We start from the raw sequence: 24101 nt of genomic DNA on the forward strand, positions 1-24101 counted from the left end.
CAATAATGGCTTCCGCTTATTTATTTTAACCCTCTACACCAAACGTAAATACTGTCTGCCTCTTATAAACCTCTTCCGCATTCAAAATCACACTCGGAAAACCTTCATGATGTAAGGAGGCAGGGGAGGCTTGTGTCTCGAAACAAACTCCAAGGTATTTCTCGGAAAAAGCCTCTTTAAATTCTAAGCTATCATCTAGCATGTTGGAAGTATACATAACGACGCCTGGTTGATTTGTATGAACAGTTAGAACGCGTCCACTTTGCTCATCGCGCACAACGATCTTTTCTTCACGATTATCGTCAAAAATAAAGTAATGATCATAGCCATTTCCGGCAATTTTATTTTGCTCAAAACCAGACTCAAATCCAGTCCGAAGCAAATTTCCACGACGAAAATCATATGGAGTGCCATCTACTTCAAGTAGCTTGCCAGTAGGTATCAACTGTTCATCAAGTTCCACAAATTTACTGCTTTCCATTGTCACATGATGTCCTCCAACAGGACTCCTTAAATTCCCACTAAGGTTAAAATAGGAATGATTCGTCATTGTGAATGCTGTTTTTTGATCACTATTTGCTGTATATGTTAAGCTAAGCTGATTGGCGTTGTTTAATTCATAGGTAACGGTTATATCAACGTTTCCAGGGTATCCACCTTCACCGCAGGCACTATGATAATGAAGGTTCAATCCAATCGTTTCTGCTGTTTCAAAGGGCACAACTTCCCAAATGACGGAATGAAAACCTGCTGGCCCACCGTGTAAGTGGTTCTCGCCATCATTTTCTTCCAAATGGTATGTTTTACCATCAAGCTCAAAAGAAGCGCCTTGTATTCTTCCCGCAACTCGACCTACAAGTGCACCGAAAAAGTTCGAATCTGAAACATAATGTTGATAATCCTTGTACCCAAGGACGACATTTTCTAGCATACCGTCTCTATCGGGTACTAGTATTCTAGTAATGATCCCGCCATAGTTTAGAATACTAACAGCCATTCCCTGGTCATTTGTTAGCGTAAATTCTTTCCATTTTCCTAAAATTTCTTTCGTTTCTATCTTCATATTCACACCTACTTATTTATTTCTTTAATAAATCTTTTAAATGCTGCCCGGTCCTTGAACACACCAGCATCTTCTAGTACTCTGACAAATTTTTTCCCTAGTTCTTTTTCCACAACGTTCTGTGCCTGATCTAAATCAGAAAGGGTGCCATATTCAGCCTTTAGTTGTTCTGCCCATTCGATATGATAGTCTGCTACATCACAAGTCTCACCTAACAAAAATGCGCGAATTTCAGCTAGTTCATTTTTCAGGCGAGGTGGTAATACAGCAAGCCCCATCACTTCAATTAGTCCGATATTTTCCTTCTTAATATGATGCACCTCTGCATGTGGATGGAAAATGCCAAGAGGATGTTCAGCAGTTGTGCGATTGTTTCGTAACACAAGGTCGAGCTCGAACCTAGCCTCCCGTTTTCTAGCAATTGGTGTAATCGTATTATGTGGCGTATCCCCACTAAAGGATAAGATATCTGCAGATTCGTCAGAATAGTTTCTCCATGTCCTTAGAATATGGTCAGCTGCTTCTACTAAATGCTCTTTCTGATTGGACCTCAGGCGGATGACAGACATTGGCCATTTAACAACTGATGCTTCAATCGAAGGGAATGCATCTAATTCAAAAGTAAATGCATCGCGAGCCTGAGTCATTGCAAATTCATAGCGCCCTGCCTGGTAATGGTCATGACTTAAGATAGATCCACCAACTATTGGTAAATCTGCATTTGAGCCAATGAAATAATGTGGGAACCTTTCTACAAAAGTGAGCAGTCTAGTAAACGCATCTCGGTCAATCTTCATGTTACGATGTGTTCCAGAAAGTAAAATACTATGCTCGTTATAGTAAACGTACGGGGAATATTGTAAATACCAATCTTCACCAAGTAAAGGTACATGAATGATGCGGTGGTTGGCACGTGCTGGATAAGCCGTGCGCCCTGTATATCCCTCATTTTCCTTACATAACAGACATTTTGGATAGTTGACCGCTGTTTGCTTCATTTCTCGCTCACGCTTGATTTGTTCCGGATCCTTTTCTGGCTTGGATAAGTTAATGGTAATATCCATCTGGCCATAGTCGGTTTCTGCTTTATACGAAATATTTTTATTGATCCGGTTCATCTGAATGTAATTGCTATCCTTACTCAACTTGTAAAAGTAATTCGTTGCAGCTTCTGGTGATTCCTCGTATTTTTGAAAAAAAATTGCATTAACAGTGGAAGGACGCGCAACAAAACAGTTCATTATATTTGCGGATAAAATTTCTTTTTCATCAAAGACATCATAAATGACACCTTCACGTACCGCATAAGCAATGAGTTTCTCCAATATATCAGGAATCGTTTCATCTGGCTGAGATTCGACGTTCTCAGGAAAAGTATCCATTTGTAAAAGATGCATCACTTGGTTGCGAACGTAATTCGTATCTACGGATTCGATTAAACCTGCTTCGAGCGCCCTATGAATAAGTGCTGCAATGTCCTTAGCAATCATGTTACCCTTCCTTTCCATAGCCTTCTGGATGAGAGTGATGCCAGTTCCATGCATCTTCAAAAATCTTCGTGACAGAAGTGCGAGTCGGATTCCAACCGAGGATTTCCTTTGCTTTTTCCGAACTTGCAATTAATGTACTTGGGTCACCTGCACGGCGCGGTCCAACTTGTGCGGGTATTTCTTTTGCCGTTACTTTACGGGCAGCGTCAATCATTTCTTTCACGGAAAACCCTTCATTACTTCCAAGGTTGAAAATATTGCTTTCTGCCCCTTTACGTAAATAGTTAAGTGCTAATAGATGGGCATCAATCAAGTCTTCTACATGAACATAGTCACGAATACAAGTGCCGTCTGGTGTATCATAATCTTCACCAAAAATCGTTATATGTTCGCGCTGTCCAAGTGCTGTCTGTAAAATGATCGGAACCAAATGTGATTCCGGACGATGGTCTTCACCGATTTCTGCTGTTTCACGTGCACCAGCTACATTGAAATACCTTAACGAAACAAATGTAATGCCATGTGCTTGTTCCGTCCATTTCATCATTTTCTCCATTGTAAGCTTTGTTTCTCCGTACGTGCTTGTCGGATTCGCCGTCATTGTTTCTGTAATTGGTACCGTTTCAGGTTCACCGTAAGTTGCAGCAGTGGAGGAGAAGACGATATGTTTCACACCAGCTTCCACCATTGCCTGAAGGACAACTTGGGTTCCGTACACATTGTTATCAAAGTATTTTAATGGTTTTTCCATCGATTCCCCTACAAGTGAATTAGCTGCAAAATGAATGACCGCTTCTATGGATTCTTTTTCAAATACAGTACGAAGAAAGTCAATTTTACGTATGTCACCTTCGTAAAAGGTTGCTTTCGGATGTACGGCACTCCTATGCCCCGTTTCTAAATTATCAACGACAACAACTTCTTCACCTTGATCGATTAATTGGTAGACTGCATGGGAGCCGATGTATCCAGCCCCACCTAAAACTAAAATACTCATTTTAACACTCCTTCCGATATCTCTTTTGCACCATCACCGATTGTTGCGATATAGAATGTTGCATCATAGCCAACTCTTTCATGGTAGATGGCGTTTACATTTTCTTTAAACGCTTCGACCTTATCTTTTTCAACAATCGCAATCGCACAACCACCAAATCCAGCACCAGTCATCCGTGCACCAACAACGCCATCTTGTTCCCAAGCAACTTCAACAATCGTATCAAGCTCGGTGCCTGTCACCTCATAATCATCTCTTAAGGAAATGTGCGATGCATTCATCAGTTTTCCGAAGGCTTCAAGTTCACCTTGTTGTAAATGCTCTAGAGCTTCCACTGTACGTGCGTTTTCGTATACTGCATGTGTTGCGCGTCTTTGATTGGTTTCATTCGTAATGAGGTGTTTATGCTCCTCAAATGCTTCCTTGCTTAGCTCGCCTAAGCTATTAATAGAAAGTTCTTTTTGTAAATCCTTTAATGCTGCTTCACATTCGCTACGTCGCTCATTGTATTTAGAGACAGCGAGGGTACGTTGTTTATTTGTATTAATAATAACAATAACATGATTTTCTAACACGATTGGTGCGTATTGATAATCTAACGTGTTGCAGTCTAGAAGGATGGCGTGATCTTTCTTGCCCATTCCAATCGCAAATTGATCCATGATGCCACTGTTAACGCCAATGTATTCATTTTCTACCTTTTTCCCGATTTTTATCAGTTCGAAGCGGTCGATATTGAAGTCATATAACCCTTCTAATAAAACACCTGTTGCAAGTTCAATCGATGCAGATGAGGAAAGACCAGCACCATTCGGGATGTTTCCGTAAAATAATATATCTGCTCCGGTCGAGATGTCATATCCTGCTTGTTTTAGATAAAGTAGCATTCCCTTTGGATAATTCGCCCAAGTATCTGCTTTATCATAAGTTAAATAGGATAAATCACACTCGATGATACCAATTTCCTCGAAGTTTATTGAATAAAAACGGACAATTTGATCGTCCCGTTTTACACCAAGTGCATAGGTCCCGAACGAGATGGAAGCAGGGAAGACATGCCCACCATTGTAATCGGTGTGTTCGCCGATGAGATTGATTCTTCCTGGGGCGAAGAAGGTTCTTGGTTGTTTGGTTGTTTGGAAAATGTTTTTGAATGTTGATATTAGTGATGAAATATTCATAATGATTTTCCTCCATAATGTAATGAAAAGATTTTGTTACCGATGCCAGTTTAATATATTAATTAATTTAATTAAGTTTAGGTTACTATGTTTTTTATAAAAGTTCAAGAGGAAATGTTGTAGACATTATCTTGCAGATGCGAGAACAAGAGAGTTTGCTTTCCATAATTGCTTTATCCAGGAAATTAAGGATAGAGACGCATTTTTTGATTATCTCGTATTATCCTAGGACCTAAGTACCAAATGTATAGACAATGGGAAAACAAGACCTTTGTATAGATAAAATCAATCTTTATAATAGACTTTTAAAAAAATAAACTAAGCATCTTATAACACATAGGAGCAAGTATATTAATACTAATTTGCCTTTGTAATATTTCTTTTAAATTATTCTAATAATTATATTGACAAGTTAAAAAATTGCGTTTATCATTTAGATAGTTAATTAATTTAATTAATGTGATGATGAAGGTTTATTGTGACAGTCAAGGGTTTTTATTTTTTTATCCTATTTGGAAGCGGATTCATAAGGGAGGTCTGTCTATTCATTAATTTATAATCTTATGAAGGTAGTTAAAAAAAGAATCTATACATTTGTAATTATTGAATAAAAAGGGGAGATTCAATGATGAAGAAGAGGTTAATTTTACTTATTGGAATCGTTTTAACTGCTATCACACTTGCAGCATGTTCTGGCGGAGGATCAGATGATGCTGGTGGTGATGTTGAGGTGCCAGAGGGTGCTACAGAGGTTGTTATGTGGAACCTATTTGGAGGTGGTGATGCGGCGTTTATGCAGGAAATTGTTGATGAATTTAACGCAAGTCAGGATGCGATTTTCGTTAACAATGTTCAACAAGAATTTGAAGAGTATTATACAAAATTGATTACGAGTGTTTCTGCAGGTAAAGGGCCGGATTTGGCTGTTTCCCATGCGAGTGTACTTCCAGAATTGGTAAGTCAGGGACTTGTACAGGAATTAGATACATATGGTGAAGAAGTTGGTGTAAACTGGGGTGAATTCAATCAAAACATTCTAGAATCGACGGTTTTCGATGAGCAACACTATGCTATACCAATCGATACACACCCACATATCTTTTTCGTGAATAATAAGCTTGTCGGTGATGCTGGTCTTATGAATGAGGATGGCAGTGTGAAAATGGAACAGACACCAGAAGGGTTTGTTGAGTTCATGACCACACTTAAAGAAGAATTACCGGAAGATAAATTTCCAATGTCGTTTTCTACTGCTGGTGTAGATTCCTATCGGTTATGGTTTTCTTTCTATACCCAATTAGGTGGAGAAAATATTGTAACAGATGACTTAGAAAATCCTGAATATGTACTTGATGTTGACAAAGCGATTGAAGCTGCAGAATATATGCATGATTTATGGCATGAACATGAAGTAATTCCACTGAATTTAGCAGATTTCTATGCTGATTTCCAATCTGGTAATGCAGCCACTACATCTACTGGGGTATGGGCAACTGGTACTTGGGAAGCTACGGAAGAATTAGAATTTACAGCATTACCTGCACCAAATATATTTGGTCAGGACGCTGCATTTGGCAATTCGCATACCTTTGTGGTTCCTACTAGTCAGGATGCAGACCCTGAAGTTCAAAAAGGTGCTATTGAATTTATGGACTACGCCACAGATAAAGGTGTCATTTGGGCAGAAGCAGGACATATTCCATCAAAAACAACTGTTGTTGAATCAGAAGAATATGCAGAACTTCCATATCGTAGTGATTACGTAGAAGTAGCAAACTATGTTAATTTTCCAGACCAAACCGTTCATGCACGTGGTATCGAGGATATAATGATTCGCAATCTTGATCTTATCTGGACAGATGAGGAGTCTCCTGAAGAAGCATTTAAATTGATTGAAGATGAAGTAAAAGCGTTAATAGGAGGATAATTTAAACAGTCTTAGCTCCTAATTTCCTTTAGGAGCTTTTGACCTTTAATGGGAAAGGGGTTTATTTATGAAAAACAAGTTATTGTTACAGGATATGAAGGCAGTTCCTTTTCTTTTGCCCTTTTTTATCGTATACATGATCTTCACTATATTTCCTGTAATCAAAGGGCTGGAAATGAGCTTCTATGATTGGTCATTAATTGGAAAACTGGACTTCGTTGGGTTGGAAAACTTTACGGTCATGTTTAGTGATCCTTTTTTCTGGAGAAGTCTTTGGAATACAACATTATTTGTTATTTTAACAACACCAACAATGATGTTGCTTGCACTAGGGCTGGCATTACTCGCTAACTTAAATACGAAGCTTCAAACCTTTTTCAGAGGGGCTTATTTTCTCCCAAGTATTTTATCCGTTGCAGTTATTTCCTTTCTGGCAATCTTTATGCTGCAACCATATAACGGATTCGTTAATACCATTCTTCATAGCATAGGGATCGAAGCAGAGCCTTTTTGGCTGGCTGATAAATATCTGGCTTGGATTACGATTGTAGTTGTTACATTATGGTGGACGGTAGGAACGAATATGATTTTATTTCTTGTCGCATTACAGGATATTCCAGAATCATTGTACGAGGCAAGTGAAATCGATGGAGCAACTCGCTGGCAGCAGTTTTGGTACATTACATTGCCGCAACTGAAGCCAATTTCAAAAGTTATTTTGCTGTTGCAGGTCCTTGCCTCATTTAAAGTGTTTGCACAAATTATGTTAATTACTGGCGGTGGTCCTGGTGGTGCGACTAGACCTCTCATTCAATATATCTATGAATCTGGCTTTACACAAAATAATTTAGGGTATGCTGCTGCGATGTCCTTTGCGCTCTTCTTTATCCTATTAATTTTGTCGATTATTCAGCTAAGACCGCAGAGATCGGAGGAGAGTTAACATGGGACAACCTAATCCAATCCCAAATATAGATGTAGAAAAGCCATTAGAAAAAAGGAATAAGCAACCGAATGATAAAAAGAAACATTCAACACAATTGAACAGGAGTCGTGATCCTTTTCACCCTGTTAAAATTACGGTAGCGATTGCAGTTGGACTCTTGTTTGTTCTTCCTATTATATGGATGATCCTTGTTTCTTTGAAACCAGATGGATTCAGTACAACGAATCCACTTGAATGGTTTTTACCACCATTTACATTTTCTAATTACACAAATATTATTTCTGACACTTTAATACTTCGCTGGACGTTTAATAGTTTTATTGTCGCGCTTATTACAACGATTTTAACGTTAATCGTGACATCATTAGCATCGTTTGCAATATCGCAAATGAAATTTCGTTTCAAAAGAACGATTTTTATATTCTTCCTGGTAGGCTTAATGATACCAGGGGAAGCAACCATTATTCCGTTATATGAAACAGCGAAGAGTTTAAACTTGATTGATAGTTATGCAGGACTGATTCTACCGATGATTGCTTCACCACTAGGTGTAATCATATTAAAGAGCTTCTTTGATGGGATACCGAAAGAATTATTTGAAAGTGCAAAAATGGATGGATGTTCCAATATTAAACTGTTTTATAAAATAGCCTTGCCCCTTGCCAAGCCAGCTTTGGCAGCAATAGCTATCTTTACATTTATTGGGTCCTGGAATAATTTCCTATGGCCATACTTGTCTATCTTATCTGAAGAACTCTATACGTTACCAGTAGGTCTTCCGGTATTTAATTCTAGCTATTCGCAAGCCTATGTACTGCCAATGACAGCGAATGCCATTGCATCCATACCAGTTATTATTGTGTTCTTACTCTTTCAAAAACAAATTATTAAAGGAATTAGCTTCACAGGGCTTAAAGGATAAAACTGTGAGAATAAGAGGATATGAGCTTACGATGAAATAGCAGCATAGATAGAATCCATTAATGGAACGAGGAGAAACTTTCTATGAAAAAAATTATTTCACTGCTAGTTGTAGCAGCATTTGGCAGTATCTTGTATGCACCACAAACATCTTTTTCATATAGTAACCCTTTGGATATACCAGATTCTTGGGTATGGGATCATGGAGACTTTTATGGGGAAGGTGATCCATATATTCTAAAGCACAATGGAATATATTATCTTTATGCGAGTACCGTGGACGATAAAAGTGGAGTGAAGGCATGGTGGTCGACGGATTTAATCGACTGGACCTATGGTGGGCTAGTTACAGAAGAGCCTAGTACAAAAGCGGCATATGCACCTGAGGTAACGTATTGGAATGGAGCTTTTTATATGTACACATCTCCAGGTGGAAATGGACATTACGTTTATAAAAGTTCTAGTCCACTTGGGCCTTTTGTTAAGGAGACTAACAATTTAGGCATGGGGATCGATGGAAGTGTTTTTATCGATGATGATGGTCAGTGGTATTTTTATAGTACTGGCACGAATAGCATTATGGCAAGACCTATGGACGACCCATATACATTTGGGGAGGCTATCGATACGGGAGCATCAATGAATGGCTGGACTGAGGGATCAACAGTACTGAAAAGAAATGGAAAGTACTTTATGACATATACGGGAAATCATATTTGGAATAAAGCATATCGGGTTGATTATGGCAGCAGTGATTCACCAATAGAAGGATTTACAAACGAAACAGGGCAAAATCCTATTTTGATTAACACGGAAGGCTCACATGTTGGACTGGGTCACAATTCAATCGTCCGTGGTCCTGATCTGGACACACATTATATGGTATATCATAGTCATGCAAATCCCGGCCGTGAAACGAATCTCGATCGAATTGTCTGGAATGGTGACAAAATGCTTTTACTTGGACCAACGACTTTTAAACAACAAAATCCTGATATGCCGGATTTCAGTGATCGTTTCGGGCGTAGTGAAATAGGAAATGATTGGTTAACGGTAAATGGGGGAAACTGGAGTATTTCAAACGATTGGTTACAACAGGAATCCATTGGTGATACGAAGTGGTATCGGCAGGTTACAGCAAACACTACTGAAGAAAACTATACTGCAGAATTTAATGCGGAAATGATTAATCAAGGTTCCAGTTCCAATCCAAGATTTGGTGCAGTATTTTCTTATTCCGATGAAGATAACTATGGAATAGCTGTATTAAGTCCTAATAAAAATAGACTTGAAACATTTTTTCGGGTAGATGGAGTTGATCAGGGTTGGGAAACTTCTGAACTTCCGTCTGATTACGATTATTCTTACCTGCATCAAATAAGGGTGGAAAAAGCAGACACAGAATTTCGAATATATGTCGATGGAATGTTAAAACAAACGAGAGAAATTAGTGGACTGAGTGGTGGGAAAATAGGTTATACCACTTCCGATGTTCATGCAGAATTTGGTTTTATTGCTTCCAGTAGTAAAGTAGACGGAAGCAGTGCGTATGATGCATACAAACCTTTACCAGGTTCCATTGAAGCCGTCCATTATAATACTGGTGGTGAGGGGAAAGCGTATCATGAAATTACAAATGAGAGGAATGAGGAGTACAGACAAGATAGCGTAGACATTCAAGCAAATCCTGAGGGCGGCTTTAAAATAAGTTCATATCAGGAAGGTGAATGGCTGAAATATAATGCCAATATAGAGGAAAGTGGCGGATACGACGTCAGTTTAAGGGTAGCAACATCGGAGGAGGACGCCCGGGTCAGGCTTTGGTTAGATGACGATACGGATTTAACAGGTGTTGTTCCGGTTCCAAATACTGGAGGTAGTGATCAATGGGAGAACATATTCATTGATGGGGTTTCTTTGCCAGAAGGGAATCACACGATTAAGGTGGAAGTTGTCCAAGGAGAATTTGATTTTGCAAGTATGAGTGTTAATAAGCGCAAAATTGTATCTGTTCTCTTCGATGACTTTAACGATGGAAGTGATGATGGTTGGACACCACATGATGGTTTCTGGAAGGTGGGTACAAATTCAGATGCACCAAGTGTTTTTGATACCCCTAAACCATTACCTGGAGTAATAGAAGCCGCCTACTATAAGTCGGGGGGCGAAGGAGTAGCCTATCACGACACGACACCTGAAAATATTGGAGGAGCCCTTCGAGGGGATGCCGTTGATATTCGGAATAGGCCACAAGGTGGTACTGCTGTTGGCTGGAATCAGACGGATGAATGGTTAAAATACAATGTCAATGTAAAAGAAAACGGCCTATATAATTTAAGGCTTAATGCTGCAACCACTTTTACGGAGGCAAAAGTAAGATTATGGCTAAATGATGAAATTGATTTAACAGGTGTCATAGATGTTCCGAGTACAGGAGATTGGAATAACTTTCAGCCTATAACAAAGGAAGGGATAACCCTACCAGAGGGTGAGCATACGATCACAGTTGAGTTTGTTAATGGAGAGTTCGATTTTTCTGGATTCAGTTTCACTTCTTATGATATCCATAAACCATTGCCTGGAGTAATCGAGGCTGAGGATTATAATCTAGGTGGCGAAGGAGTAGCCTATCATGATAATACAGATGAAAATAGTGGTGGAGAATATCGTAACGATAGTGTAGATATCCGTTCGACAGCTGATGATGGCTTTGCTGTTGAAAACTATGAAAAAGGAGAATGGCTCAACTATAACGTTGATATAGCAGAAGAAGGTAATTACGGTATTGATTTGATTGTTGCCTCCACACAGGATAATGCCCAATTAAAAGTAGTCTTGGATGATACAGAACTGACAGAAGTTATTGATATCCCGAACAGTGGTGATAAGAATAATTGGCAAACGATTACAGTAAAGGATGTTAATTTACCAAAAGGCAAGCATACGCTAAGGGTTGAGGCAGTTCGAGGAGAGTTCGACTTCTCAAAAATGATTTTCCAAACGTTTGATGAATATAAAAGCCTGCCAGGTAAAGTGATGGCAGTTGATTATATAACAGGCGGAGAAGGCGTTGCTTATCATGACAACACTGCTGAAAATATCGGTCATATTTACAGGCAGGATGGTGTCGACATCAGAAACCATCCGGACGGGACGTATACTATTGGATGGAATCAGACAGGAGAATGGTATAAATACAATGTAAATATAGACGAGAGTGGTAATTTTAACATGAAGATGAATGTAGCAACGAACTTGGAAGGTGCTCAGGTGAGGTTGTGGCTTGATGACGACATCGACCTTACAGGAGTTATCGATGTTCCCCGTACAGGAGAATGGGATAATTGGTCCGATGTTGTTAAGGAAGATATCTCCCTTCCTAAAGGTAACCATTCGATTACGGTAGAAACAGTGAATGGGGAATTTGATTTTCACAGTATAGAATTCTATGAGGGTACAGAGGAAGATACGAATGAAACCGAAACCGAGGGCATATATACGTCAAGTTCAGGAACTTTTGGGAAGTCTGTAATAGGTGAAAAGGAATGGAAGGATTATCGTGTAGAAGCAGATATTAAACTTGTTGATGGTGTTGGAGATGGGGGGATTATTTTTAGAGTAAATAATCCAGCAAATGGGATGGAACGAGCTCAGAATAATCCTGATTTTATGCAGGGCTATGTTGCATATCTGAATGATGAAGGAGTCCATCTTGGAAAGCAAAATTACAATTGGGAGTATCTGACAGGTACAGAAATGACTGATATAGAAGACACTTGGCAGCATATGAAAGTAGTTGTGATTGGTTCGAACATTAAAGTATATGTGGGAGATATGAACAATCCCAAAATTGATTATACCGACAATAGTATTACTGCATTTACTCACGGTAAGGTTGGGGTAAGAAGCCATTTTAGTAATGCAAAGTATGATAATTTCCTTGTGAAACCTATCGAACCAAGTCTGGGTTCATTACAGAAGTCACTTGAATTAAACAGGGATACAGGCAATATCAATAACTCACTTTATAAGAAACTGCATAACAAATTAAAACAATCACAGCATCATAAGGATAAAGGTGATCTGGATAAGGCAAGTAAACATCTGAGTGATTTCCTTGAGCACCTGGAAAAAAATAAAGCTAATGTTCCTGTACGTGTATATGAAGAATTCTATGCAGATGCTAACAGCTTAATCGTTTCGTTAGAGCAGGAATGATGCACATATTTCCTTGAAGGAGTCAGTAATTTTGATATCAACCCTGGATGTATATGTTTAACATATTATTATGAAATTACGGGAGAACGTTAAATATTCCATCCAGGTACACTTCTTATATGCAAAAAAGGCGTCCACCATTTTCATATGAAACGACTTAACTTAAAGGGGTTGTGGCGAATGCGAGCGAAGGAGAAAGAAACACGTTCATGTTGCTCTGTAAACAGATCGGATATTTCTAAACATCATCATGAAATTTCCCCTTCAGATTACCGGGGAGAAACTGTCAGATTTAAAGACAAAATGGTGTATATACCTGGTGGCGAATTTTTAATGGGAACGGATGATAACGAGGGGTTTCCGTCTGACAGGGAAGGTCCAGTAAGAAATGTAAAGGTGGAACCGTTTTACATAGATAGTCATGCCGTTAGTAACAGGGAATTCAAACGATTTGTTGAAGAAACGAGTTATCAGACAGTTGCTGAGAAGTTCGGCTGGTCCTTTGTGTTTCATGAATTTTTGACTCTTGAGCAATTGAACAATGAACAGCAATTACAAGACGTGCCATGGTGGTATGCTGTGAGAGATGCTTTTTGGTATCAACCAGAAGGAAAAGGGTCGACGATTGAGCAGCGTTTGGATCATCCTGTCGTACAGGTAACCTGGTATGATGCTGCTGCTTTTTGCGAATGGGCTGGAAAGCGGCTGCCGACAGAGCGTGAATGGGAATTTGCTGCTCGTGGTGGGCTTGAACAGAAAAAGTATCCTTGGGGAGATGAGCTGACGCCAGATGGAAAGCATTACTGCAATATTTGGCAGGGAAAGTTTCCGCAGTATAATTCAAAAGAAGATGGCTATTTAGGTACAGCGCCCGCAAAGTCGTTTCCTCCAAATAATTATGGGCTTTATAATATGTCCGGAAATGTATGGGAATGGTGTTCAGATTGGTTCAGTAAGGATATAGAAGATTCAAAGCAAATAAATAACCAGACTCAGAAGAGCATGCGCGGTGGATCTTATCTATGCCATAAATCCTATTGCAATCGTTATCGTGTAGCTGCAAGGAGTTCCAATACGATGGACAGCTCAGCAGGGAATATAGGTTTTCGTTGTGTAAGTGATGTATGAAATAGACGGACAGGGCTTCCAGAGCGAAACGATATCATTAGATTGTTCTGCCAAACGGAGATGATATAAATAGTTATTCTATATTTTCTAATCGGATTTATTTCTTCCGTAATTGGTGCAATGGCTGGTTTAGGTGGAGGGACAATCATCAAGCCAGTTCTGGATTTTGCTGGACATTACGATCTGGAAACAATCGGGATCTTATCTGCATCAACCGTTATGGCAATGTCCACTATGTCATTGGTACTCATGAAAACAACAGAAGAAAAGGTAGATTTCAAGGTTAGCTTATTGATTGCTGCAGGATCGATAATAGGTGGTCTGATTGGCAAAGGTGTGTTTAATTTTTATGTGGTTAATCTAGAGTCAGCCGATATGATTGGTATCATACAATCAGGATTACTAGCATTATTATTGATAATCATCTATGTCTATTTTAAATTGGATAGATTTGTAACGAGTTACAAGATTACGAATAAAGTCATAATCTTTTCAACTGGACTCCTATTGGGCCTGCTATCCGCATTTCTAGGGATTGGAGGTGGCCCCTTAAATGTTGCTATACTTGCATTGCTATTTTCAATGACTGGTAGAGAAGCTGTAATTAATTCGACATTCATTATATTCTTTTCACAGTTCGCATCGTTAGTATTGGTGACTTTCACTACCAGCTTTCAGGGGATAGACCTGACTATGCTTCCATATATGATTATCGGAGGAATAGCTGGTGGATGTGCTGGGAATATTCTACTGTTTCGGCTATCCAGCAAGGCAATTAGAAGTATTTTTAGCCTTACAATTTTAGTTATTGTGTTAGTAAATATTTATAACTTGGTAAAAGGAGTGTGATTGGCGGTTGGAAGAATGAATGGAATTCTTTGGCTGGCATTTCAGTGAATAATAGAACCTAAGAGTTATTGCATGTTAGATGATAATTTTCAAACTTGGAGGGGTGGAAATGGTGAAAAATAAACCGAATATATTGTTAATATTAGCAGATGATTTAGGATTTTCTGATTTAGGTAGTTTTGGAGGTGAAATCAGTACACCAAATCTGGATCAATTGGCTAAGAAAGGGTTACGCTTCACCCAAATTTATAATTCAGCTCGCTGTTGCCCGAGCCGTGCTTCTCTCTTAACTGGATTATATCCACATCAAGCTGGTATAGGGTTAATGGATGAGGACCTGGAAACACCAGGATACCGTGGTTATTTGAAAGACCAGAGTGTCACCCTTGCAGAGGTATTAAGAGAAGGTGGCTATCACACCTATTTATCAGGCAAATGGCATGTTGGGGAACGTATGCCAATTGAACGTGGGTTTGATGACTTTTATGGATTATTAGGAGGATTTGCAAGTTTTTGGGACAAGAAAAACTATGTTCGCTTACCTGAAGGTCGACCAGAACGAAGCTATTCCGAGGGTGAATTTTATGCTACAGATGCAATTACGGATCATGCATTAGATTTCATCGAGGAGTCTCGCGGCGATGAACAGCCTTATTTTCTATATCTATCCTATAATGCACCACATTTTCCGTTGCAGGCACCGAAAGAAGACATTCTCAAATATGAAAAACGATATGAAAAAGGCTGGGATAAGATACGGGAAGAACGGCTAGCACGAATGAAACAATTACAGACAGTGGATGAGGATATGCAGTTGCCCCCACGCTCTGAATATTGGGATCGTGATCGTAATATTAGTGGGGTTAATCCAGCCTGGGAAACCATTGATCCAGATAGGAAAAAAGATTTGATACGGCGAATGGCAATATATGCTGCCATGGTAGACCGTATGGACCAGAATATCGGTCGGGTGATCGAAAATCTTCGGGATAACAATGAACTTGAAAATACATTGATACTGTTTTGTTCCGATAACGGAGCATGTGCAGAATGGGACCCGTGGGGATTTGACAATTGGATAACGACTTCAAATATTTTGCATCGAAAAGAGGATTTGGATCGGATGGGAGGACCCGACTCTTATCATAGTTACGGGTCTGGTTGGGCAAATGCTTCCAGTACGCCATTTCGCATGTATAAGCACTATTCCCATGAAGCTGGAATTAGTACGCCATTAATTGTCCACTGGCCAGAAGAGATAAAACGAAGTGGAGAGATTGATCACTATTCAGGCCACTTTATTGATTTTATGGCAACATTTGTTGATATTACTGGAGCTACGTATCCAAAGGAATACCAAGGACATCAAATACTCCCAATGGAAGGAAAGAGCTTACTGCCTGTTTTCAAAGGAGAGCCAACCGAACCTCGAACATTGTGTTTCGAACATGAGGAGCATTGTGCCATTCGTGATGGTGAGTGGAAGCTTGTGAAAATAAAAGAAAGAGACTGGGAGTTATACAACATGAATAATGACCGGACAGAGATGAATAATCTGGCAAATGATTATCCCGAACTGGTAGAAAAGTTGAAGCAAAGGTGGAAGGAATGGGCTGATAGAACGGACGTATATCCGCGTTCTAAAGTGAATTGATTGTTAATTAATATGGGCTTGATATTGAAGTATTAATCTGATTAAAAAGGTATTTATTTTGTTTTATCATTAAAACCATAAAAGGAGTAGATTTACATGACAAAAACAATTGCAACTTATCAAAGAACAGAATACCCACGTCCACAATTTCAAAGAAATTCATGGAAAAACTTGAATGGAACTTGGAAGTTTGCATTTGATGATGAGAATATTGGTGAGAAAGAACAATGGACGAATCAACCCAGTTTTACAACGGATATTCAGGTACCGTTTACGTATGAAACAAAGGCAAGTGGAATTGGTGAAGAGGCATTCCATCCCAATGTCTGGTATCAAAGGACATTTGAAATTCCAGAAGATGAAATAGGAAAACGGACAATCTTGAGATTTCAGGCATCGGATTATTTAACGAAGGTATGGGTTAATGGTAAATATATTGGTAATCATATTGGTGGGAATGCTGCTTTTTCATTTGATATTACGAATGAAGTTGACTATAAGCAGAAGAACGAACTTGTTGTAAAAGTAGAAGATAGTATGAGCTGCTACCAGCCAAGAGGAAAACAACGGTGGAGAGATGAAAACTTCGGATGCTGGTATGTACAGACTACAGGGATATGGCAAACGGTCTGGCTGGAGTTCCTAAACGAAGCTAGTATTGACAATGTGAAAATCACTCCTAATTTCGATGCGCATTCTGTTCATTTTGATTACGCATTGAGCGGTTCATTTAGTGAGGATTGGGCTTTAGAAACAACAATCAGTTTTGCTGGTGAAACGGTGAAACAATTTTCAATGACACCAGATCGTTCGAGCATGAGCTTTGGAGTGGACATTCATTCTGATCTACATGAGTGGAAAGTAATGCACTGGACACCACAGCATCCTAATTTATATGATGTTACATTTCGATTATATGAGAATGGGAGATTAATAGATGAAGTAGATTCCTATTTTGGTATGCGAAAAATTTCCATTAAGGATGGAAAAGTACTACTTAATAACGTACCAATCTACCAAAAACTCCTTTTAGATCAAGGATACTGGACAGATACGATGCTTACACCTCCATCGGATGACGCAATGATAGAAGATATTGAAAAAACGATTGAGATGGGCTTCAATGGGGTCCGTAAACATCAAAAACTGGAGGATGAACGCTTTTTATATTGGTGTGACAAAAAAGGTTTACTTGTCTGGTCAGAAATGGCTGCTACGTACGAGTTTTCGGATGAGGCTATCGAAAACTTTACGAAAGAGTGGCTAGAAATCGTTCAACAGCATTATAATCATCCTTCCATCATTACTTGGGTGCCATTTAATGAATCGTGGGGAATCCCAAATATTTCAACCGATAGAAAGCAGCAGCAATTTACGGAGTCTATATACTATTTAACAAAGTCCATTGATTCACAGCGTCCGGTTATTGTAAACGATGGCTGGGAACACACGATTTCAGATATTATTGCACTTCATGATTATGAAGAACTTGGGGAAGCATTCTTGGAACGTTATCAAGACAAAGATAAAATTTTGAATAATGAAATACCTCATAATAAACATAAGTATGCATTTGCAAATGGTTACGAATATAAAGGACAGCCTGTTATGATAACCGAATATGGCGGAATTGCGTTTAACGATGAAAGCGGCTGGGGATACGGAAATCAGGTGAATACAGAGGAAGAATTTTTAAACCGATACCGTAAGATCACAGATGCGATTAAATCGATACCTTATATAACTGGCTACTGCTACACACAAACAACAGATGTTCAACAAGAAATTAACGGGTTATTGAAAGAAGATCGAACACCTAAGATAGAATTAGAAAAGATAAAGGCAGTCAATGATTCAATTAAATAGTAGATGAAGATAAAATAGAGGGTTGTTCATAAAGTTTGACAACCCTTTATTGTGGTTTTTATTAGCTGAATATTGAAAGTATACTTAAAACGTGTCGGTGTGCATTGTATAACTAAAATATTTTGTAGAAGGGTTTGTTGGAGAAATGATTAAAGATGCATCCACTTCTAAGTTTTTAAACCCAATTAACACAGCTGGTGCAGATCCATATGTAATGTTACATTCAGACGGATACTATTACTTTACACGTACTTTAAGGAATCGTATTGATATATGGAAGTCAAGGACTCTCACAGGAATTGACCTAGGTGAGCGAAAAACAGTTTGGAAGAAGCCTGCAAATTTAAAGGATATTTGGGCTCCGGAAATTCATCATTATAATGGTAAATGGTATATCTACTATACGGCAAACACGGGGTGTGGAGATCAATGTCGTGGCGTTTACGTACTTGAAAACGCCTCTGCTGATCCATTAAAAGGAGAATGGGTAGAGAAAGGAAAGGTAAACACCCAATACAGTGGACTTGATGGATCAATATTTGAACATAAGGGTCTATTATATTTTTTGTATGGTGCATATGGTGACTGGTCTGGAAAGCATGGTAGCGCAGTTGCAATTGCACCAATGTCTAACCCGTGGACATTAAAAGGAGAAAACGTCATATTAACCTATCCTGAATATGACTGGGAAAAGAAAGGAATGGATGTCAACGAAGGAACTGTAATCCTTAAGCGAAATGGGAAAATATTTCTCGTCTATTCTGCTAGCGCTTGCTGGGAAGACGATTATGCAATTGGTATGTTAACCACTTCCGAGAATAGTAACTTATTAGACCAGAAATCTTGGTCGAAGTCAACAGTACCCGTATTTAGCAAATCGGAGGAAAATGGGGTTTATAATCCTGGACACAACTCATTTGTTAAATCTAAAGATGGTAAGGAAGATTGGATTGTGTACCATGGAAACAGTGGTCCTGGACAAGGCTGCACAGCCCGCCCAACAAGGGTGCAGAAGTTTACCTGGAATGATGATGGCACTCCGAATTTGGGTGTACCTTTAATTGGGCCAATAGAAGTCCCATCTGGTGAATATCGATTTGAAGCGGAACACGGTACGATGTACAACACAAAATTAAATGAAGTGGAAGATGTCTCAAACAAGAAAACGGTCTCTCTTAATAATAAAAACGGCCACTTGCTAATTGAAGATGTAAATGTTCCGGAGGCTGGGACATATACGATGACTGTTAAGTATTCTAATGATGCTAGCGCAGATGCCACAAACGATGTACATGTTAACGGGAGGCCTGCTTCAATACTGTCATATCCTAATACAGGTAATAGAAAATTCAAAGAGGTTACAATGAAAGTTGATCTCAATAAAGGCTACAACAACACAATCAAATTTATGAAGAAAGAACATATCGTCGAAATTGACTATATTGAGATTTCCGGAGAAGTACCATTTTTAATCGAATCAGGAAAAGACTACAAATTGATTAATCCAAATGGTGGTAAAGCATTAGATATTATGGATGATGGAACGAATAATGTTAGAACATGGGAGTCTGATGATAGCAGCACTTCTCAGATATGGAAATTGGTCGAATTGGGACAAGGAACATATAAAATTATAAATCCTGAAAGTGGCAATGTTTTATCTTTAGGAAACGACCAAACAGGGCAATCAGTAAGTGTAAATATTCAAAAATGGAAGGATTCAGCTTCTCAAAAGTGGGAAATTGCACATGTAGGTCAGGGTTACTTCAAATTGATCAATTTGTACAACGGAGAGGCATTGGATGTAAGTGGAGCTAGTATTGATAGCGGAGCAAATGTTGGTACTTGGGAAAATCTGCCTGGTGGCATAGCACAAATGTGGTTACTATATGTTTTAAAATAAAAAAATAATGGGACTCAAAACCAAAGAGAGATTCACTTATGCTATTTCATCAATTTGTTCTGTCGGAGAAAGCCAGTTAATCCTCTCGACAGAATATCTAGAAAAGTGAGGAAAGGTGAATATAAAGTAATTTATATTGTTTTTTTAACCCTGGGTGACTGTCACTTGTTGGGTTTGTCGAATATTCTAATGAGTGACAGGCACCTTTTGGTATTTAATTAAATTTCTATGATTATAAACATTTGATAGACCCCGTATATAAATGACAATGAAGCTATTGGTATATAATTTTCCTTGGGCCTTAATCAAACGTAGTAAAAAACCAATTAATAAGGCTCCGATAAAAGGTATTCCAAAAGTTTTAATCAAGCCAAAACCTATCGTATTTAACGAACTCTCTAATGGACTAAAATCTATTTCCATATTGCACCTCCGATAAATACCACAATATGCTAGTACATTTTTCCGTGCCGCACGGCTTGGAGCAATATGGTGGTGCTGCATGGGGAACGCGGGATGTAAGCCAAGGCCCTGCAGAGTACTTTATGGCTACACAACATGATGAAGCCGTTCGTGAAATTATCAAAACAACATATTCTCATCAATATGAGGATAATGGAAACTGGCCACAATGGTTTATGTTCGATAAATATTTACATGTTCAGCAAAAAGATAGCCATGGGGATATCATCGTATGGCCACTTAAAGTGGTTAGTGACTACATCGAAGCATCACATGATTACGATGTTTTGAAAGAAAGGGTCCCTTATACGAATCCAGAAGATTTCACGTTTACCAATGAGGAAGTATCCATTCTTGATCATGTGAAAAAAGAAGTGGAATATATCAAGGAACATTTTCTGCATGATACATTCCTATCTGCTTATGATGATGGGGACTGGGATGATACCCTTCAACCAGCAAACCAAAATTTGAAACAATATATGGTTTCAAGTTGGACAGTTGCGTTGACCTATGAAGCAGTTAGTAAAATGGCAAATGTTCTAGCGCAAGTGGATAAGGAAACATCAAACGAGCTATATGGTATGGCAGAAGGGATAAAACAAGATTTTAATGATTATATCCTTCAATCTGATGTGATCCCTGGTTTTGTCTATATGGAAGATCCTGATGACGTGGAATTAATGCTTCATCCGACCGATACAAAAACGGGAATTCATTATCGCTTGTTGCCAATGCAACAAAGCATCATTAGTGAATTATTTGACTGTGAGCAAGCGGATAAGCATTACCAAATTATAAAAGAACACTTATTCTTCCCAGACGGTGTTCGATTGATGAACCGTCCAGCAAACTATACTGGAGGTGTAAGTACACATTTCAAACGTGCGGAACAAGCATCCAACTTTGGGAGAGAAGTAGGCTTACAGTATGTGCATGCGCATATTCGGTATGTAGAAGCTATGGCAAAAATGGGACATCGTGATGAAGTGTGGAGTGGGTTAGCTACAATTAATCCGATACAGATTCAAGAGGTTGTACCAAATGCCGAAATCAGACAAAGTAATGCATATTTCAGCAGCTCGGATGGGAAATTCAATACACGCTACGATGCACAAGAACATTTTGGAAAACTACGTGATGGCTCCGTTCAAGTAAAAGGTGGATGGAGAATCTACTCAAGCGGTCCTGGAATTTATATGAACCAATTAATTTCAAATGCCCTAGGAATACGGAGAAAACAAGGAAGCTTAGTCATTGATCCAGTATTACCGGTAGAACTAGATGGTTTGGAATTTGAATTTACTTTCATGAATCGTCCGATTATATTTAACTATCACTTAGATGGAACGAAACAACAAGTAGTTATTAATGGAATGGTAGTAGAAACTGAATTACTAGCAAACCCATATCGAGAAGGCGGATTCTTCGTTAAACAAAAAGACTTAGAAAATCTACTTACAAACGATAAAAATGTAATAGATATTTATATGTAAGACTCCTTTTAGGTGCCTGTCACTTGTCGGAATTTGTCGGAAATCGAACAGTGCCAGGCACCTTGTATCAAAACAGTGCCAGGCACCCAAAAGCGCCTGGCACTAACTCAAACCTCCCGCACCACAATAACCTTCGAATAACTAACAACTCGGCAACCTTCAAGATCGTTCTCTTCTAACAATCCCAGGTCAATTGCACCTTTAATCTTAGCGTCATCAGGCTTTTTCACCACTTTTATCAAGTCATTCAGTTTTAACTCTTCTAGCCGATTCACGGTGTCTTCCTCTTGGAATTTCTCCGTTTTTCGTATTTGCCTTTGGAGTTTATACTTCCCTTCTAGTACTTCACCTTTCTTATTAGAGCCAACCGCGCTATCAAAATATATATGAAAGGCATCCTTTAATTGATTCATCTCGGATTCAATTTCCTTTTTCATTTTACTAAGGTCAAAATAACGCTCAATCATATCCTTTGAAACTTTGGTTGTCGTACTCATGATAATCCCTCCTCAATAAGCATGTCTATAAAACATATTTTTATAGTGGTAAGAATATTACTAAAAAATATTCCAGTGCCTGTTCAGGTGCCTCTTCGGGTGCCTGTCACCTGTCGAGAAATGTCGAAAACCGAACGGTGACAGGCACCTTTAAACGGCACCGTAAAAGGGGACCACCAAAAAAAGGCATCCCGCAAAAAAAATGTTGCATCCGCTTTCAAGTTATGCTAATATAGGTTGCGTAAACGTTTACTTATTATTGAAGGGGTAACTACAAAATGTCTATTACAATTAAAGATGTTGCAAAGAAGGCGAATGTTTCAATTGCAACAGTATCACGAATTTTAAATAATAAACCAGGCTATTCGAAAAAGACGGAAGAGATAGTCTTGAAAGTAATAGAAGAGTTGGGTTATCACCCGAACAGTATTGCAAGGGGTCTCATTAATAAACGGACACATACGATTGGAGTATTGCTTCCCAAGATATCAAGTATGTTAATGAATGAAATCATTCGAGGGATAGAGGATACGACACACCAATATGGTTCGAGTGTCATTGTTTGTCACACAGAGTCCAATGGTCAGAAAACGATGCAATATTTGCAGTTACTTCATGAAAAACAAGTGGATGGAATTATTTTTACAAGTGAAACGTTAAAAGAAGAATACTACCAATTTGTGAAAAAAATGAATATACCGATGGTGCTTCTTTCAACCGAGTCGTATACGTTTCCTGTACCATTCGTTAAGGTAAATGACAAGCATGCAGCGTACTCAGCGACAGAATACCTGATCAAGAATGGTCACAAAACGATTGGAATGATTAGTGGAAAAAAGGAAGATTTGGTTGCTGGTCAGCCAAGAATCGATGGTTTTCTCCAAGCAATGAAAGCGTATGAATTACCTGTTTCAGACAATCACGTTGTTTGTGAAGATGGATTTAGTTTTGAAGATGGTGTTAGTGGCTTTCATAACTTGCAAAAACAGCTACCTGATATGACAGCTATTTTTGCAGCAAGTGATGAAATTGCTTTAGGTATTATTTCAACAGCATACCAGATGAACATCCGCGTACCTGAACAACTATCAGTAATTGGATATGACAATTTAACGATAGCAGAAATGAGTATTCCACCACTAACGACTGTAGGTCAGCCATTGTATGAAATGGGCGAAAAGGCAACAGAGATGGTGTTTGAAATGTTTGAAAAGAAACAAACTGTAGAAAGTCGTATTTTTCCACATGAAATTGTGGAAAGGAAAAGTGTAAAAAACGTCACGAAAGCGTGACTCACTTTTTTTACATTTTACGTAAACGTTTACGTAAAAGATTTGTGTTTGAAGTGGGATTATAACTCTAGTAGATTGTATTTAATCATCTGTAACTATATGGTTTTATAAAGACTTTTTTACGTAAATTACGTAAACGTTTTAGTACGGGCAAACGGCGGTGCCGCGGAGGTGCCTGTCACTTGTCGAAGGATGTCGAAAAGGTGAGCGA

Annotated in this window: 16 protein-coding genes and 1 pseudogene; 11 read left to right on the forward strand and 6 right to left on the reverse strand. The window is 38.7% G+C overall.

Going from position 1 to position 24101, the window contains the following annotated elements; translation table 11 throughout:
* Positions 1 to 25: 25 nt before the first annotated feature.
* The 4 genes from D8M05_RS16000 to D8M05_RS16015 are packed head-to-tail and all read right to left on the reverse strand — an operon-like array spanning position 26 to position 4731.
* Positions 26 to 1063: an aldose epimerase family protein gene (locus D8M05_RS16000; protein WP_121133600.1), complete on the reverse strand. Its 1038-nt coding sequence runs from the start codon at positions 1061 to 1063 to the stop codon at positions 26 to 28.
* Positions 1064 to 1071: 8 nt separating this feature from the next.
* Positions 1072 to 2553, reverse strand: coding sequence for a UDP-glucose--hexose-1-phosphate uridylyltransferase (galT, locus tag D8M05_RS16005; RefSeq protein WP_121133601.1), 1482 nt, complete (start codon positions 2551 to 2553; stop codon positions 1072 to 1074).
* A 1-nt stretch (position 2554) separates the two neighbouring features.
* On the reverse strand, positions 2555 to 3550 hold the full coding sequence (gene galE / locus D8M05_RS16010) for a UDP-glucose 4-epimerase GalE (protein WP_121133603.1): 996 nt from the start codon (positions 3548 to 3550) through the stop codon (positions 2555 to 2557).
* On the reverse strand, positions 3547 to 4731 hold the full coding sequence (locus D8M05_RS16015; protein ID WP_121133605.1) for a galactokinase: 1185 nt from the start codon (positions 4729 to 4731) through the stop codon (positions 3547 to 3549). The genes galE and D8M05_RS16015 overlap by 4 nt, the downstream gene beginning before the upstream one ends.
* A 625-nt stretch (positions 4732 to 5356) precedes the next feature.
* Between D8M05_RS16015 and D8M05_RS16020 the strand changes: the two genes are divergently transcribed.
* The 9 genes from D8M05_RS16020 to D8M05_RS20840 all read left to right on the forward strand — a co-directional run bounded on the left by D8M05_RS16020 (position 5357) and on the right by D8M05_RS20840 (position 20143).
* Positions 5357 to 6658, forward strand: a complete 1302-nt coding sequence (locus D8M05_RS16020; RefSeq protein WP_245985442.1) for an extracellular solute-binding protein — start codon at positions 5357 to 5359, stop codon at positions 6656 to 6658.
* Between the two features lie 67 nt (positions 6659 to 6725).
* Positions 6726 to 7601 (forward strand): carbohydrate ABC transporter permease, encoded by an 876-nt coding sequence (locus tag D8M05_RS16025; protein ID WP_121133607.1) that lies wholly within the window; start codon positions 6726 to 6728, stop codon positions 7599 to 7601.
* A gap of 1 nt (position 7602) precedes the next feature.
* On the forward strand, positions 7603 to 8526 hold the full coding sequence (locus D8M05_RS16030) for a carbohydrate ABC transporter permease (RefSeq protein ID WP_121133609.1): 924 nt from the start codon (positions 7603 to 7605) through the stop codon (positions 8524 to 8526).
* Between the two features lie 83 nt (positions 8527 to 8609).
* A complete protein-coding gene (locus D8M05_RS16035) occupies positions 8610 to 12743 on the forward strand; it encodes a carbohydrate-binding protein (protein ID WP_121133611.1) in 4134 nt (1377 codons plus the stop codon).
* Between the two features lie 180 nt (positions 12744 to 12923).
* Positions 12924 to 13871, forward strand: a complete 948-nt coding sequence (locus tag D8M05_RS16040; RefSeq protein WP_121133612.1) for a formylglycine-generating enzyme family protein — start codon at positions 12924 to 12926, stop codon at positions 13869 to 13871.
* A gap of 90 nt (positions 13872 to 13961) precedes the next feature.
* On the forward strand, positions 13962 to 14720 hold the full coding sequence (locus D8M05_RS16045; RefSeq protein ID WP_281271925.1) for a TSUP family transporter: 759 nt from the start codon (positions 13962 to 13964) through the stop codon (positions 14718 to 14720).
* 109 nt (positions 14721 to 14829) lie between these two features.
* Complete coding sequence (locus D8M05_RS16050; RefSeq protein ID WP_245985451.1) at positions 14830 to 16374, forward strand: arylsulfatase; 1545 nt, start codon at positions 14830 to 14832, stop codon at positions 16372 to 16374.
* Between the two features lie 96 nt (positions 16375 to 16470).
* Entirely contained in the window at positions 16471 to 18240 is a 1770-nt protein-coding gene (locus D8M05_RS16055; protein ID WP_121133616.1) for a glycoside hydrolase family 2 protein, read from the forward strand.
* 145 nt (positions 18241 to 18385) lie between these two features.
* Positions 18386 to 20143, forward strand: a complete 1758-nt coding sequence (locus D8M05_RS20840) for a family 43 glycosylhydrolase (protein WP_121133618.1) — start codon at positions 18386 to 18388, stop codon at positions 20141 to 20143.
* A 186-nt stretch (positions 20144 to 20329) separates the two neighbouring features.
* Here the strand turns inward: D8M05_RS20840 and D8M05_RS16065 are convergent, their stop codons facing one another.
* Positions 20330 to 20566: a hypothetical protein gene (locus D8M05_RS16065; protein ID WP_121133620.1), complete on the reverse strand. Its 237-nt coding sequence runs from the start codon at positions 20564 to 20566 to the stop codon at positions 20330 to 20332.
* A 20-nt stretch (positions 20567 to 20586) separates the two neighbouring features.
* Here D8M05_RS16065 and D8M05_RS16070 point away from each other — a divergent pair.
* A pseudogene (locus tag D8M05_RS16070) lies at positions 20587 to 22101 on the forward strand (GH36-type glycosyl hydrolase domain-containing protein); the annotation flags it as partial.
* A 107-nt stretch (positions 22102 to 22208) separates the two neighbouring features.
* Here D8M05_RS16070 and D8M05_RS16075 read toward each other — a convergent pair.
* Entirely contained in the window at positions 22209 to 22598 is a 390-nt protein-coding gene (locus D8M05_RS16075) for a hypothetical protein (RefSeq protein ID WP_121133624.1), read from the reverse strand.
* Between the two features lie 278 nt (positions 22599 to 22876).
* On the opposite strand from D8M05_RS16075, the gene D8M05_RS16080 reads away from it, so the two are divergent.
* Positions 22877 to 23890 (forward strand): LacI family DNA-binding transcriptional regulator, encoded by a 1014-nt coding sequence (locus D8M05_RS16080; RefSeq protein ID WP_121133626.1) that lies wholly within the window; start codon positions 22877 to 22879, stop codon positions 23888 to 23890.
* Positions 23891 to 24101: the final 211 nt, after the last annotated feature.

Origin of the sequence: Oceanobacillus bengalensis, assembly GCF_003628445.1 — a bacterium.
In the GTDB taxonomy this organism is placed as follows: domain Bacteria; phylum Bacillota; class Bacilli; order Bacillales; family Amphibacillaceae; genus Oceanobacillus; species Oceanobacillus bengalensis.